General features: G+C 44.9%; 18 protein-coding genes. 5 read left to right on the top strand and 13 right to left on the bottom strand.

From position 1 onward, the window contains the following. Positions 1-101: 101 nt before the first annotated feature. Positions 102-674, top strand: coding sequence for a beta-class carbonic anhydrase (locus AC0YN7_RS11145; protein ID WP_475810056.1), 573 nt, complete (start codon positions 102-104; stop codon positions 672-674). 103 nt (positions 675-777) lie between these two features. Here the strand turns inward: AC0YN7_RS11145 and AC0YN7_RS11140 are convergent, their stop codons facing one another. From AC0YN7_RS11140 to AC0YN7_RS11130, 3 genes are all read right to left on the bottom strand, one after another. Then, positions 778-1,263, bottom strand: coding sequence for a GyrI-like domain-containing protein (locus AC0YN7_RS11140; protein WP_475810055.1), 486 nt, complete (start codon positions 1,261-1,263; stop codon positions 778-780). Between the two features lie 167 nt (positions 1,264-1,430). Then, positions 1,431-2,366, bottom strand: a complete 936-nt coding sequence (locus AC0YN7_RS11135; protein WP_475810054.1) for a helix-turn-helix transcriptional regulator — start codon at positions 2,364-2,366, stop codon at positions 1,431-1,433. A 7-nt stretch (positions 2,367-2,373) separates the two neighbouring features. After that, positions 2,374-3,279, bottom strand: coding sequence for an NAD(P)/FAD-dependent oxidoreductase (locus AC0YN7_RS11130; protein WP_475810053.1), 906 nt, complete (start codon positions 3,277-3,279; stop codon positions 2,374-2,376). Positions 3,280-3,445: 166 nt separating this feature from the next. On the opposite strand from AC0YN7_RS11130, the gene AC0YN7_RS11125 reads away from it, so the two are divergent. Next, on the top strand, positions 3,446-4,405 hold the full coding sequence (locus AC0YN7_RS11125; protein ID WP_475810131.1) for an MraY family glycosyltransferase: 960 nt from the start codon (positions 3,446-3,448) through the stop codon (positions 4,403-4,405). 111 nt (positions 4,406-4,516) lie between these two features. Here AC0YN7_RS11125 and AC0YN7_RS11120 read toward each other — a convergent pair whose 3' ends face one another. From AC0YN7_RS11120 to AC0YN7_RS11100, 5 genes are all read right to left on the bottom strand, one after another. Continuing rightward, entirely contained in the window at positions 4,517-5,128 is a 612-nt protein-coding gene (locus tag AC0YN7_RS11120; protein WP_475810052.1) for a flavin reductase family protein, read from the bottom strand. Between the two features lie 118 nt (positions 5,129-5,246). Beyond that, positions 5,247-5,852 (bottom strand): alpha/beta hydrolase, encoded by a 606-nt coding sequence (locus tag AC0YN7_RS11115; protein ID WP_475810051.1) that lies wholly within the window; start codon positions 5,850-5,852, stop codon positions 5,247-5,249. After that, entirely contained in the window at positions 5,852-6,799 is a 948-nt protein-coding gene (locus tag AC0YN7_RS11110; protein WP_475810050.1) for a VOC family protein, read from the bottom strand. The genes AC0YN7_RS11115 and AC0YN7_RS11110 overlap by 1 nt, the downstream gene beginning before the upstream one ends. Before the next feature lie 25 nt (positions 6,800-6,824). Next, positions 6,825-7,226 carry a DoxX family protein gene (locus tag AC0YN7_RS11105; RefSeq protein ID WP_475810049.1) on the bottom strand — a complete coding sequence of 134 codons (402 nt, stop codon included), beginning with the start codon at positions 7,224-7,226 and terminating at the stop codon, positions 6,825-6,827. A gap of 133 nt (positions 7,227-7,359) precedes the next feature. After that, the gene (locus AC0YN7_RS11100; protein ID WP_475810048.1) at positions 7,360-7,806 is read right to left on the bottom strand and encodes a MarR family winged helix-turn-helix transcriptional regulator; all 447 of its coding nucleotides are present in this window, start codon (positions 7,804-7,806) and stop codon (positions 7,360-7,362) included. A 300-nt stretch (positions 7,807-8,106) separates the two neighbouring features. On the opposite strand from AC0YN7_RS11100, the gene AC0YN7_RS11095 reads away from it, so the two are divergent. Next, the gene (locus tag AC0YN7_RS11095; protein ID WP_475810047.1) at positions 8,107-9,102 is read left to right on the top strand and encodes a DUF1835 domain-containing protein; all 996 of its coding nucleotides are present in this window, start codon (positions 8,107-8,109) and stop codon (positions 9,100-9,102) included. A 55-nt stretch (positions 9,103-9,157) separates the two neighbouring features. On the opposite strand, the gene AC0YN7_RS11090 is transcribed toward AC0YN7_RS11095, so the two are convergent. The 5 genes from AC0YN7_RS11090 to AC0YN7_RS11070 form a co-directional block, all read right to left on the bottom strand. Continuing rightward, a complete protein-coding gene (locus AC0YN7_RS11090) occupies positions 9,158-10,249 on the bottom strand; it encodes an MBL fold metallo-hydrolase (protein WP_475810046.1) in 1,092 nt (363 codons plus the stop codon). A gap of 52 nt (positions 10,250-10,301) precedes the next feature. Next, positions 10,302-10,553, bottom strand: coding sequence for a GlsB/YeaQ/YmgE family stress response membrane protein (locus tag AC0YN7_RS11085; protein ID WP_475810045.1), 252 nt, complete (start codon positions 10,551-10,553; stop codon positions 10,302-10,304). 117 nt (positions 10,554-10,670) lie between these two features. Continuing rightward, entirely contained in the window at positions 10,671-11,495 is an 825-nt protein-coding gene (locus tag AC0YN7_RS11080) for a GNAT family N-acetyltransferase (protein WP_475810044.1), read from the bottom strand. A gap of 39 nt (positions 11,496-11,534) precedes the next feature. Continuing rightward, positions 11,535-12,983 carry a M56 family metallopeptidase gene (locus tag AC0YN7_RS11075; RefSeq protein WP_475810043.1) on the bottom strand — a complete coding sequence of 483 codons (1,449 nt, stop codon included), beginning with the start codon at positions 12,981-12,983 and terminating at the stop codon, positions 11,535-11,537. Next, complete coding sequence (locus tag AC0YN7_RS11070; protein WP_475810042.1) at positions 12,980-13,339, bottom strand: BlaI/MecI/CopY family transcriptional regulator; 360 nt, start codon at positions 13,337-13,339, stop codon at positions 12,980-12,982. Before AC0YN7_RS11070 ends, AC0YN7_RS11075 begins: the two co-directional genes overlap by 4 nt. Positions 13,340-13,559: 220 nt before the next feature. Here AC0YN7_RS11070 and AC0YN7_RS11065 point away from each other — a divergent pair, with 220 nt between their 5' ends. Both AC0YN7_RS11065 and dnaN read left to right on the top strand, forming a co-directional pair. Beyond that, complete coding sequence (locus AC0YN7_RS11065; protein ID WP_475810041.1) at positions 13,560-13,799, top strand: ribbon-helix-helix protein, CopG family; 240 nt, start codon at positions 13,560-13,562, stop codon at positions 13,797-13,799. A gap of 23 nt (positions 13,800-13,822) precedes the next feature. Next, on the top strand, positions 13,823-14,959 hold the full coding sequence (gene dnaN, locus AC0YN7_RS11060; RefSeq protein WP_475810040.1) for a DNA polymerase III subunit beta: 1,137 nt from the start codon (positions 13,823-13,825) through the stop codon (positions 14,957-14,959). Positions 14,960-14,963: the final 4 nt, after the last annotated feature.

Here is a 14,963-nt window from a genome sequence, read left to right as displayed (position 1 = left end):
TACAATAAAAATTGACATGTCCAATCTAATTGACTATCCCCCCAAATCTATGAATAATATAAATATATAGATAGAAAGCAATAAGCTGGGGAGGAATTCATATGTCCATCGTTCCGCGTATAATGGAGTTTAACAAACAATTTGTCGAAGAAAAGCAATATGAAGCCTACTTAACTGACAAATACCCTGATAAGAAAATAGCCATTCTTACATGCATGGATACTAGACTCTCTGAGATGCTGCCAAAAGCGTTAAACATCAAAAATGGCGACGCCAAGTTTATTAAAAATGCGGGTGCGATTTTAACCCAACCGTTTGGCAGCGCGATGCGTAGTATTTTAGTAGCGGTGTACGAGCTTAATGCACGTGAAGTGCTTGTCATCGGTCATCATGGCTGCGGTATGACCAATCTGGATGCGAAAGCAATGGTCGATAAATTCTCAGAACATGGTATTGATCCGCAAACCATTCAGACGCTTGAGAACTCAGGCATACGTATGGAGAAGTTTCTAAAAGGCTTCAGCAGCGCCGAAGAAGGCGTCATGCATAGCGTTAAAATGATCCGTAAGCATCCCCTTTTCCCGAAGGATATTCCGGTTCATGGCTTTGTCATCGACTCGGTAACGGGTGAGCTCGAAATTTTGGTCCAGGATTATAGAGAAGAAGAACAATAATTATCTTCTTATAGATGAAGGGCAGCCCCAGTTGTCGATTGACTCTGGGACTGCCCTTCTGTTGTTAAAGTGAGTTGTTTGAAGCCTTCATAATAGTCTTTCCTTATTTTATCGCAATATAAATATCGATCTCCGCGTCATTCGGATCAAACTCGCGAGCGTCATAAAGCTCAAAATCACCGGAGTACGCTCTCTCAACCTTGGAGTCTTCAAAAAAAGACCATATCTGCTTCCATTCGTTCGCGACCACTTCAAATACTGGGCCTCGCTTCGTTCTAAATATCATATATTTTGCTTCAGGAATGATGGTATGCTCTAGACCTTCCAGAGACTGCGGATTGTGCTGATCGCCCAGCTCATGCCCCAGAATAACCGTATACGCCCCGGAAGCGTCAGATTCATAGTTCGTATACAACGCATAGATCAGATGCGGATTACTCGCTTGTATCCGCTCTGCAATACCGCTTTGAAAATATGTATTCCAAAGCATCGACAGCTGTCCATCCGGGCCCATCTCCTGCTCATTTGTCGTCCGTACACTTACACCCATTATTTCGATTGCTGGCTTTATTATAAAGTTTCTATTCACATTATCGTCTCCTTCACCATCGTTTGATCTCATTGTACGATTGGAAAGTGGACATCTGTCTGTCTTAGTTCAAATATAGGAAAGTAAAAGATTCATTCTTATACGCTGTCTACTATTCACCACGAAACAAGCTTGTGCCGTTAGAGGACGGCGCCAGTGGATTACGCCTAGTTATATCGCTTAATAATATTTTTCGCACGCTCTATAATCTGTTCAGCTACTTCTGCCGGTTGCTCAACCTTTACATTATCCCCATAGCTGAGAAGCATACCATAGAACCAATCGTCCAGCGCAAAGGACCCCTCCACACGCATAGAGCCGTCCTCCAAAATGGTTACTTGGTCCGGATGAAACGAATCGCCAACTCGGTAACGCACCTGCGGCCGGAAAATCATAACAACATCGACTTCCGTTTTCCCGATCCATCCCGACTCCCATGAGTACCCATCTAATGAGGGCGTTTGGCGTCTCTCGAAAGTATCTATATGTAACACAAGCTGCTGCACACGCGATATACGAAAAACACGAAACTCTTCACGCAGCGTACAATACCCTTGTATGTACCAAACATTCCCTTTCAAAATCAACTGATACGGCTCGACTACGCGCTCCGTTTCCGTGCCGTTCATATTGATGTAGCTCATCGTCACTTTTTGCGTTTGCTCAATAGCTTGCTTAAAGAGATTCACTTTATTACGCGCAGCGGGCCCCTGTGCCCAAGGATTCAGATCAAACATGATCCCTTCCCCTTGCTGCGCAGTTTGTCGTTTGTCCGACTTATTTAATAATGCATTAACCTTATCATGCAGACTCGCAAACGTTTTATCGTCCAAAGCGGCACTCAGGCCTTTTACTGCGGCGATAATCGACGATATTTCCGCAAACGTCAAATACTGACGCGAAATGGTGTAATGCTCCATAATCTCGAAGCCGCCCGAGGTGCCTTGTTGAGCAAATATAGGAATACCGGACTGGCTTAATGTATCCATGTCACGGTAAATGGTTTTCGTTGAAACTTCAAACCGGTCCGCTAATTCCTTTGCACTGATTCGCCCGCGATTTAACAGCAGAATTGTCATTGCCAGTAAACGATCGATTTTCAAAGCTATCCTACCTTCCGAAATCTTGATTCGTTAGATCTGTATTGACGCCAATAGCAGCCTTGCTGCCCTCACCAGCGGCGATAACGAGCTGTGCAGGCGCTATAATAGAGGCATCGCCGGCTGCGTATATTCCTCTTATGCTGGTGCGTCCGAGGTCGTCGGTGACAATACCGCCAGCATCAGTCATCACACAGCCCAAAGCTTCGCCAAAAGGAGCCGCATGGTCCCATTGCGGGGATACAAAGCCACCTTCCCGCCGCACTTCACTGTTATTTTCAAACACAATGCTTCTGAGGAAGCCATTCTCGCCAACAAGCTTCTTTATTCGCTGATGATTCACCTGCACACCCTTCCGGCTCAAAAGACCGATTTGCTCGGCATTTAAGCTGTTCGCTCCATTGGTGCAAACGAGTATATCCTTGCTCCAATTATAGACGATTTTAGCCAGATGATCCGCATGCGCGTTTTCTGAAATAATGACCAGCGGCTTATCGCGAAGCTCCCAACCATCACAATACGGACAGCTGAACAAGCTTCTTCCGTAAAAATCATGAACTCTAGGTACCGTAGGCAATATTTCCTTTAGTCCTGTGGCTAAAATAATTGATCGTGCCTGAAACTGTACGCCATTGCTCGTCATAAGCTGAAAACCAGCAGCGTTCGGCTTGATTTCCGTCACCTTATCCGGCTTTATTGTAACGGAAGGGTATTTGGCGATATCCTGATGGGCCAAGCTGCGAAACTCCTTTGGATAGATTCCATCTCTTGTAATAAACCCATGAGACTCCTGTGTAACTGCATTTCTAGGCTTGTTATGATCAAACAAAATAACAACTCTCCTTGATCTCCCCAGCACTAGCGCAGCATTCAAGCCCGCCGGTCCTCCGCCAATAATCGCACAATCCAGCCACATACCTATCACTCCTTCAGCTTAATTTTATTGTCCCTATTCTGCTCATCAAAAAGCAATAGAAAATTAATATTCATTCACTTTTCATCCTTGAATCGACAAATTCCCGTTCAAAGATGTATAATTTTGTTGAACTCGTTTTATTATCATACAAACGGTGGTGACTATTATTTTATTCGCTTTATCCTTAATTCTGTCTTTTACAATCGTATATTTATTAATCCCTCCATTTGGCAAGCTGGCATTCCGACTTGATTTTGTGGACAAGCCTAGAAAAAATGTTGAACGGAAATTACATCGAGAACCTATTCCGCTTACTGCGAGCTACGTTATTTTTATTGGCTTTTTTGTTACCTATTTAGCGGTTACAAGAGATTTCTCTCTTCAGACAGGAGCTATATTTGCCGGTGGAGTACTTCTATTGATCATTGGAACGGTTGATGATTGGTATAAGACGAAGGGCAAGGACTTCCCTTCCCTGCCGAAATTTATCGTTCAAATATCCGCAGCCGTTATCGTTTACGCATCTGGCATTTCCTTTACTGGATTTTATAATCCGCTTTCTGATCAATATGTCGTTCTTCCTGTTGTTTTGCAATTTATTCTAACGATTTTATGGATATTCGGCGTTACGACTGTTATTAACTTTTCGGATGGCATGGATGGACTTGCAGGAGGGCTTTCCGCGATTTCCGCTGCTACTTTATGCGTTGTGGCGATAGCCAAAGGACAAACCAACTCTGCTATTATGGCCATCATTTTAGTTGGCGTTACACTCGCTTACTTGCGTTACAATAAGCCTCCAGCCAAAATATTTATGGGCGATGCGGGGGCAACGTTTCTCGGCTTTATTTTAGCGGTAATTGCCTTGGATGGTGCTTTCAAGCAAGCAACGGTCATCTCGTTGTTTATCCCGATATTGGCGCTCGGCGTGCCGATCTTCGACAATATATTTGTCGTTATCAAGCGTATGATGAAAGGCCAGGCGATCTATCAAGCGGACGCAAGCCAAGCTCATTACCGTTTACTGCGGGCTGGTCTTAATACGAAGCAAGTCGTTATGGTTCTTTGCTTAGTTAGTACATGCTTATGCTTATCTTCCATCATTTTGCTGCTCGTGCAAATATAAAAGTGGATGCCAGCTGATTTCCGGAGCCATTCGTAAAAGGCTCGTATAGATCCAATACGAAGGGAGGGCTTTCGCTTGAATATAAGCGAAAGCCCTCCCTTTATTCCACTATTATACAGGACGTTCTATCGTGAACATCTCGCCAAGCTTAGCATAATCATTGCCCGCAAGACGGCTAACCGGTGCCAGCGTCTTCGCATTAATGCGACCGTTCTCGTATAAGGATTCATTCAGATGAAAGCGCACGACCCTGCCAATTAGAAGATCACATGCAGGCGACCCCTCCGTCCCGCCGAGCTGCAGCGCTTGCTCCAATACACATTCCATTCGGATTCTTGCTTCGGCTATGCCTGGAACGCTTACGATATCACTGGGGATGGGCGTCAATTGGGCTAATTCAACCTCGCTCTCATCCGGAGGCAGCATCGCTGCAGTCTGATTGATTGCCTCAATATACGTATCATCCGATATATGGACGACAAACTCACCTCTCTCGATGGCATTCCTCGCTGTATCCTTCAAAGCCCCTTGCTTGCGCTGAACAGAAATGGAGACCATAGGCGGATTAGCCGTAACGATATTAAAAAAGCTGAAAGGAGCCGCATTCAGCACGCCACCCTTCGACAGAGTCGACACAAATGCGATTGGTCTAGGGATAATACTGCCGATCAGCAGCTTATAGTTTTCCTGTACAGTCTGGCTCGTAGGATCAATCGTTATCACTGGCTTCACCCCTCTCGGATTAATAACTCATAGGCTGTCGCCGTCTTTGGCGGCAAAGCTCGTTTCGCGGTGAAGTATAAGCATACTATAGGTATGAAACTTATAAATTCTTATAATTTTAAAAAGTTTCTGCGAACCAAGCTGATGCTTCTTCAACTTCTGAGCTAGTCAGCTGATGACCCGATTTTTCCCAATGTACCGTTACGGGCGCACCCGCTGCAGTTAACAATTTCTTTAAGTCCTCCGTCTCTTGAGGCGTACATAACGGATCGTTCGAGCCTGCGCCAATGAAGCAAGGCACGCCTGTCAAATCTGGTAGCTCCACCCCGCGGATAGGCACCATCGGATGATGGAGAATCGCTCCACGAAGTGTATCCTTGTAGTGGAACAAAAGGCTCGCCGCTATATTCGCACCATTGGAATAGCCGATTGCAACGATGTTGCTGCGGTCAAAGCCATATTCCTCTGCTGCATCGTCCAAGAAATCATGCAATTCTTTTGTACGTAATATTAAATCCTCGATATCAAAGACGCCCTCTGCCAGTCTGCGGAAATAACGTGGCATTCCGTTCTCAAGCACGTTTCCTCTTACACTGAGCACGGATGAAGCAGGTGAAACACGATCGGCTAGTGGCAGCAGATCCCGCTCCGTACCTCCAGTACCATGCAGAAGCAGTAGCACCGGCGCGTTAAGATCAGTTCCTTTATTGAATATATGTTTCATTATTTATCCTCCTCTAGCACTCTTACCTCAAAAGGCGCTAATAATTGCTCAATTTGTGTGCGATGCTTCTCATACCATTCAGGAAGCATGAGCTTTTCCCCTAACAGCTCTAACTCTTCATCACGCGCAAAACCCGGTGGATCCGTCGCAATTTCGAATAAAATACCGCCCGCTTCACGGAAATAAATCGCATTAAAATATTGGCGGTCAATAATCGGTGTAGGCTCAAATCCACTTTGCGCGACATGACTCCTCCAAAGCTCATGCTCCTCGAAATCTTTGGCGCGCCAAGCAATATGATGCACCGTACCTGAGCCGCCTTGCCCAGGCGCCATCTTCTCTACATTGACATCGATTAGGTTACCCAAATCTCCCGTTGCTTTATAGCGCGTATAAGCACCCTCTTGACCAACACGCTCAAGCCCCATTACATCAACTAGAACCTTTCCCGTTTCCTCAGGTGCGGTACTGTAAAGGATAGCTCCCCCAAACCCTTTAATCGCTTTGTCCGCTGTTACGCCGCCGAACGACCACTTGCTCTCCGGCCCTTCTTCCCTAGCTACGATTTCAACCTTTAAGCCATCAGGGTCTTCAAATTGTAAATATTGCTCGCCAAATCGTGAGGTCTGGTTCACATCGATTTTTAGCTTAGCCAGCCGTTCCTTCCAGAAATCAAATGCAACTGCGGGGACCACATAGGTTGTGAATCCAACCTGCCCGCCTCCGACACGGCCTTTACGCGAATTTTCCCAAGGGAAGAACGTAATAATTGTACCCGGGCTGCCCATTTCATTCCCGAAATAGAGATGATATACTTCAGGCGCATCAAAGTTAATCGTCTTCTTAATTAATCTAAGACCTAGCACACCCGAATAGAAATCAGCGGTTTGCTGCGGGTTTTTTACAAAAGCCGTAACATGGTGAATGCCTGCCGTTTGTATTGTCATATCTTCCACTCTCCTTATTTTTGACTTAGTTTATGATGGCGTCAAGCGAATACTCTCCAGCTCCAACTAATGCTACGCCTATCGCCACAGCAATTAATACCAAGTTGTATTCATAGCCGTTAGAGGTGACCCATAATCCGTTTTTACCATGTACGCTTGCAATGGCACCTGTCATCGTAATAACAATTAATACGGCTGCAAGTGGTGTTAATAATCCTACTGCAAACAATATTCCGCCGATGAACTCCATTAGTCCAGCAGCTACTGCCATAGCCACCCCCGGCTTAATGCCAACCGACTCCATCCATCCACCAGTTCCCTTTGGACCGTAGCCTCCGAATAAGCCAAACAGCTTCTGCGCGCCATGTCCTACGAACAATAAACCTACAACTAACCGAACGATCAATAATCCCCATGCAATACTCATTTCTAACATCCTCCAAATTTCGTTTTTTTATTTTGGTCAAGCGAGTCATTGCTATAAACTTTGAATAAAGAATCTTAATTTAAAGATATTATTCAAAAAAATAAGCAGCTGGTGTACTTCGCCTAAAGCCTAACTACTTATAATTCTCCTGCGCATACTTGCCAAGCTTCTTCAACAGCTGGCTTGCTACATGCTTCTCTTCGAATGTAAGACCATTCGTCGCAGTCTCGATCACATCTGCATGTGTTGGAAATATTTTATCGATAAAGGCTGAGCCGCTCTCCGTTATTTCTGCATAGATCAACCGTCTATCTTCTGTCGAAGCTCTGCGTTGTACGTAGCACTTCTTCTCTAACTTATCGACAACATAGGTGATGTTCCCGCTGCTCATAAGAACCTTCTCGCCAATTTGCTGCAACGGCTGAGGGCCCTTGTGATATAACAGCTCAAGAACGCCAAACTCCGTACGGTTCAAGCCCTGCTTCCTAATATCCCGATCCGCATGAGCACTTACCCACTGGCTGGCTCTTGATAGCGCAATGTAGAGATCTAATGCATCACTATGCGTATTTTTCGCCATATTAATCCCCCCTTCGTTTGCCGTTTCGCTGCAATTAAAATATCTTAAATTAAAGATAATGCATTTGCAACTAGTTGTCAACTACCCTTTCAATGATTTGATACTTGACTGCACTAGTAAATATAGGTAATCTAATGAGCAATAGAGTGCGGCACTTTGCCGAATCCGGGTGGAATCGCGGAGCTAACACTTCGTCCCTTTTGCGGACGAGGTGTTTTTTTGTCAAGCGTAAACGGCTGTAGCCGTCCTAAACGCGCTATGGGGTTAGTGACCTTTTAATTCAAGCAGGGAGGTAATTAAATGCTGCATATTGTAAACGGAGACACTGTTGGAAATAATCTAAGAGTAAGTGGCGTGGACAGAGATATTCTCGTCTGGAGAGAAATTTATTCGGAGGGGCCCGTGTTTGTTCAATCGGATCTGCCTTACCACCGATCGGTTAGAGGCAGCTATTTAGAGCAAGCAATGGGCATTCCTTATCTGGAATGGCTTCGCTCCTCGGAATTACAAGAACATCAACTAGCAGCCTTCCAGCAGCATGATGAGGTCGTATTGTGGTTTGAGCATGACCTATTCGACCAGACCATGCTCTGCTATTTGCTGCATTGGTTTGAAGGACAAGATTTAGGCAAAACTCAGCTTTATCTACTGAGCTTAGATCATTTCCCGGGAAAAGAGCCCTTTCACGGTTTAGGCCAATTATCCGTAGAGCAGCTGTCCTCTCTTGCGGGAACTTGGCGTAAAATAGAGCAAAACCAGCTCCAGCTAGGCAAAAAAGCTTGGGAAGCCTATACTTCATCTACACCTCAGGAAATTGTAGCGCTGCTGCAGGAGGATACATCGGCATTGCCCTTCCTGCATGATGCCTTCCTTCTTCACCTAAACCGATTCCCCTCTTTACAGAACGGGCTTGGAATTGTTGAGCAAACGACAATTGAACTTCTCCTTAGCGGCGTAGACAGGCCATTGTCCTTGTTTCAACAAGCTAGTGATAAGCTGATTCGGCTTGGCATGGGAGATATTCAGTACTGGTTTTGTTTAAAACATATGACACAAGGAAATTATCCCTTATTAGCGATAGAGGGTGATTCTCTATTCCCAGGCTTGAATGATTCAACCGAACACTTCCTGCGTACCCGAGTTCAACTCACCGAACATGGTGTTCAAGCTGTGAATAACCATCTAGACTGGGTTAGCCTAAATGGCATTCAACTATGGTATGGCGGGGTTCATCTGGAGGGCCATCGCCATATTTGGCGTTGGGATAAAAGCCGTGTAACAGTTGTAAGCAAATAACATGCGCAAACGACTGAAGTGTCCTCTAGCGGCATAAGCTCGTAAACCCATATGTTTATTTCCACCATACCGAAGAAGGAAATATGGGAGAGCCGATTAAAACGGTCTCTCCTATTTTCGGCGTCGATATTCGTGTCTCATGCTGCTTAGCAGCCATTACCGCGCGCTCAACCGGGTCGGTCCAATCATGCATCGCAAGTGTGAAAGCACCCCAATGTATAGGGATTAACACTTTACCCTTCACATCCAGATGTGCCTGCACCGTTTCTTCCGGCATCATATGGATTGCAGCCCATCGTTCGTCATACTGGCCGCATTCCATCATCGTTAGATCAAAGGGTCCGTATTTGGCGCCAATTTCTTTAAAGTGAGGACCATAACCGCTGTCACCGCTAAAAAAGACTTTCGTCTCCGCCCCGCTAATGACCCAGGAGCACCATAAAGTGACATCGCGGATTAAGCTTCTGCCCGAAAAATGTCTAGCCGGCGTGCATGCCAGCCTTAGTCCTTCATATTCGAACTCTTCCCACCAATCATGCTCTTCCACTATGCTCGGATCAACTCCCCAACTCACCAGATGGGCGCCAACACCAAGCGGGACGTGAAACTGCTTCACTTTATTTTTAAGCTTCACGATTGAGCCATAATCCAGATGATCATAATGATCATGCGAGATAAGCACCATATCAATCGACGGCATCTGCTCGATCTCCACAGGCAGCTTGCTGCTGAAGCGTTTTCCGCCGAATCCCGGGAATGGGGATGGAGCTCTGCCAAGCATCGGATCTAGCAATATCGTTTTCCCGTCAAGCTGCATGAGAACCGCGGAATGACCAAACCAAGTCAGCTTAGGCTGCTTAATTTCGTCGTAGTAATCCTCGCTAAGCGGCATAACCGTAACCGGCTTTGCTGGTTTCGCTTTCTGATTACCTTGTGCAAATTGAACGAGCAGCATTAGCTTCTCCTTCATCGACATGTCCATTGTTGTCGGAATGAGATTGATGAATTTGCCTTTATCGTAATGGGCAGAATGATTGTATTGCTGCCGACGTTTCTTCGGCAATGTTTTACCCAAGGGCGGATAATAGTTCAGTACGATATACGAGATCAGTACAATTGCCGTGACAGCCCCGATTAAAAACATCATGCGATTTAACCTCTTTCTTTTGCTCATATCCTGACTTGCGGTTTTCCAAAAATTAAGATCGTTTATTACCACGTATGATAGCACTTAAAATTAATACAACGGCAATGGATCCAAGGATAGACGGAATAAGTGAAAAGCCAGCGATGTCTGGACCAAAATCACCTAGAATAAGTGAACCTAGCCAAGCACCGACAAAACCTGCAACAATGTTTCCGATAATACCTCCAGGAATGTCCCGCTTAACAATGAGACCGCTTAGCCAACCAATAATACCGCCAATTAGCAACGACCATAACAAATCCATTAGAATCATCCTCTCTTGCAGCCATTTGCTACCTTTATTTAAGATATATAGGCAGCAACTAACGAAAGTATAACGATAATAGATAATAAAATAAAGCCATCAGCATATAGACCTTTATTAGTCAAATTTGATATCCCTAATTTTTCCGCTTGGAACGAATCCGATATTTTGATAAACCTTATTGGAATGTGGATTTTTCAAATCAGCGTAAAGCATGGCTGTCAGGCCTTCATTAGCAACCAGCTCACATAACGCAGCTACAGTTGCACTAGCATAGCCACGCTTACGCTCAGCAGTTGGCGTATATACGGCGTTAATGCGTGCATGCCTTGGGGAACGATGTGCAATATTAGCCATTGATACCGGCTGACCTTCTATTACCCATATATAAAGGTTGCCTGTGGCAATAAACCTCTCCGCAGTTGGCAGCTGGCTAGCTGGATCAACAATAACGCCTAAAGCATCTTCCTCAAAGCCGCTTAAATACTGAGCAATGATTGCAACATGATCTGGTTTCGCTTGCTGAAGCTCTCCTCTAACCACTGACGGTTTCTTCACCTCTGGACAAAAATAAGCTTCCATTCCCATATTGGTTTGATAAGCTAATCTATGCTTTGCCCCATACAGCTCTGCAAATAAGACAGCAGTATGAGGTGTTCCATTGATACCAGTCAGTTGATTGCTACTCAGGGTGCCGAGCTCTTCAATTAATTGCTGCAGCATCCCTTTCTTCTCGTCATGCGAAACGAGACTCGAAACCCACAGCCATGCATTATGACCGGTGTTTCCAGCATAGAGCAGTTGATTATTTGTCGAGTGAAGACAAGTGGCTTGATCCCCATCGCTTATGCGGAATATTAGATTGTAGGCTACCTCGTCTCTAGCGAACTCATCCAGGTCCGCGGATGATAGGTCAGAGTAAACAAATGGCTCTAATATCATTTAATTAAACCCTACACTCGCTGTTAATAACTGGAGTACTTATTTATATTCGAGCTGTTCCACCTGGTGTAAAAAGCTCGTGAAGCTCTCTTCATCCTTGGCAAACTGCCGGACATCCTTTCCGAAGGCTTTGTCAGCGTTCTCCCGATCGAAGGAAAATGAATTAATTTCACGGTCATTCCTTATGGTATAACCGTCAATAACGCAGCTAATTCGATCAACGTTGTCTATCAGGCTGAACTGAATAACCGCATTGCGATAAAAGGACTCGCCGCTCACAACACTCGGTTCTAGAACCTTAGCGTCGCTTAGCTTATAAGAAATTTTAATCTCATACGGTGCTGCTGAAGTTTGTAATTCTACTTTCTCACGTATAATACCAGATGGCAATGGCATCGCATCAATAAGCGCCACAACCTTGCTGTAGTCACCTACATATGGCGTCCGTTTGGCGAGTAATTCTCTTATCATAGACGGATTATCCTTTTGTGCACCTGCTTCAACAGGCGCTTGTACAGGGTTAGCCGTAAGCGCAGCAATAAACACAGCTGTTACAGCTAAAGCAAGTGTAATCACCCACACACGAGGTTTTTTGTACCGGACAATGTTTTTTATTCTAGATTTAATATGGCTCTCGCCAAATGCCAAAGGACTTCCCTTCAGTCCTCCGCTTTGGCCAACTGAAAGGGAGAGCAAGGAGCGTGAATAGTTATATTTGATGTCACTGCCCATCGACTTTATTACACTTTCATCACATGACATCTCCATATCCTTGCTCATGCTGGAGAAAGACAGCCACATAAGAGGATTAAACCAGTGAACAATTACGAGAGCATAAGCAAAAGGCTTGACTAAATAATCTCTTCTTCGAATATGAGTCTGTTCATGTACTAAAATATATTGAAGCTCATTCTCGCTTAATCCCACTGGTACAACTATTTTAGGCTTAATAAAGCCGCAAACAAACGGGGCAGCAATACGATCCGTTTCGTAAATATTATCCTTGATGCAAGTAGCGGTTCGTACTTTAACCATGATTCTCAAATAGGAAATGATGCTGTACAAGAGCAGTGCCGCAATACCAGCAGCCCATATAAAGCTTGCTATCGTCATCACGATTTGCATAGGATTGATACTATTCGTAATTTCGGCGCCTGGCAGTGACCACTTAAAGGAATTCCCACCGCCCAGGCTATTCATCCCTAAACCAACTTCCGGCTGCTGCATAAGTCCGATCTGATAAGGCACATAGACGAATTGACCAGCCTCAGACTGACCGCCAACATGCAATAAACCAAACAAGCTAAAGGCCGCTGTGAAGGTGACAGGAGTTATCAGTCTGACCAGAACAGCAGACCACAGTGCATAGGAATAGATTTTAGGAGCTTTTCTAAGGATCAGACGAATCACCATCACACCTACTGCCACAAATGAAGCCGTTATGCTCATATTAAGTACAGTTGTAAAGACAGCTTCCAGCTGATTCATTCGGCCGCCTCCTCAATAATACGCTGCAGCTCCTTCGCTTCTTTCGGAGAGAGCTTTTTCTCGCCTAGAAAAGCAGTGAGAAACTGCGGCAGCGAGCCTCCGAACGTTTTGGCGATTAAGGTTTCGCTTTCGAATTTCTGTACTTCCTCACGCTTTACTAACGATACGACAACTGCATTTTCATTCCGCAAAATATTCCGTTCGCATAATTTCCGCAGCACCGTATACGTAGTCGATTTCTTCCAGCCCAACTGCTCCTGGCATAACCGTACTAATTCCGTTGAATTGACAGGCTCATTTTCCCAAATGATGCTGACAAACTTATGCTCCGCATCATACAGCTTATATGTTTCCATACTCATTTCTCCCCTTTAAGTTTATCACAGTAAACCTCATACTACTGAGTTTATCGCAGTAAACCTATTTTAGCAAGTGGGCTTCTACCTATAGCACCGCCACACTTTGTGAAAAGGGCAGGTCTTCCCATTGATTGCCAAAGATAATGGAGTATGCTACAGTTAAGATAGCTTATTTTTGATTAAGGTAACCTATTTCAATTGGAAGGCAGGCATACATTTGGCTGACAAAAAAATAAAACTTAATATACCAACCGATGAAGGACAGCTTAGCTTAATGTTTACAAGAGGCGGTCCCCGCGATGGTGCCGGAAGGAAAGGCATCGGTGAAACGAAGAAGATCTCGCTAACGTTGCCTGGCGATACGTGGATCGAAATTGAGGCTCGCTGCAAAGCGACAGGTCGTTCGAGATCTGAAGTGCTGCGCGAGATTATAGATGCCGGTTTAGTGAAGGAATAGGCTGAAAGGATAGGTGAAGTGAAGTGTTCATTCAAGTATCTCAGAAATTAGTAAGCTATGCCCTTTCCCATGTTGCGGCCGCCGTTTCCTCCAAGAGCGTCACTCCCATTCTAACAGGCATTAAGCTGCAAGCGAGCGATAGCGGTATCACGTTTACTGCTTGCAACAGCGACATGATGCTGCAATATAATCTCCCGCCCGACGCAGCCGATGTCATTGTTCAGAAACCGGGATGCATCATCGTTCCAGCGCGCTATTTTATCGATATTGTTCGTGGCCTTTCGACTGGTCTGATTGAGATCGCCACTGAAGAAAATAAACGTATTCGTATCCAAGCCGGTAAGGCGAAGTATTATTTGAGCGGAATGGATCCCAATGAATATCCTCCAATGACTGCTATTAATCAGAAAGAGACCCTTTCTTTCCCCAACAAACTGTTAAAACGATGGATTAAGCAGGTTTCGTTCGCTATCTCCTCCTCTGAATCACGGCCCGTATTAACTGGGGTATCCTGTAGGTTTGCAGAGGATCAGCTCACGTTAATTGCAACTGATGGCATACGGCTGGCTTCTCGGACAGCGGTGATAGCTAATCCCCTGAACAAGTTCAGCAGCTCTCATGTAGTTATACCTGGCAAACACTTACTTGAATATTCGAAAATGCTTCATGACGAAGAAGCAACGACCTCCATCTCCTTCTTATCGAACAAGGTTCAATTGAAAACGAGCCGACTAGCGATGCAGCTTTCTCTCCTAAATGGCGTCTATCCACCCATGGATAAAATAACACCAAATCGTTATACAACGGATATAACGGTCGATTCCCAATCCTTTTTACATGCATTAGAACGGGTCTCCTTACTGTCGGATAAAAACCATGTTATTAAATTACAAACAAACGAAAGCAATAGCAGCAGTATGGCATTATCCTCGAAAACAGCCGAGATTGGCGAAGTCATGGAAGAAGTTCCGCTTGAGATGTTTCTCGGAGAGCACCTCACTTTATTTTTTAACGGAAAATATATGATTGATATTATGCGCTCTGTTGATTGCGAGCAAGTGGCACTCCGTTTTACAGGCAAATGGGCTCCTATCGTTGTTCAGCCTATGGACAGTCCTGCCTCGTTCTACATACTGACACCAATTCGATCCAATCCGTAGTCTC

The sequence above is a fragment of the Paenibacillus sp. J31R122 genome, from assembly GCF_056269185.1.
This window is presented reverse-complemented; position numbering and strand designations above follow the sequence as displayed.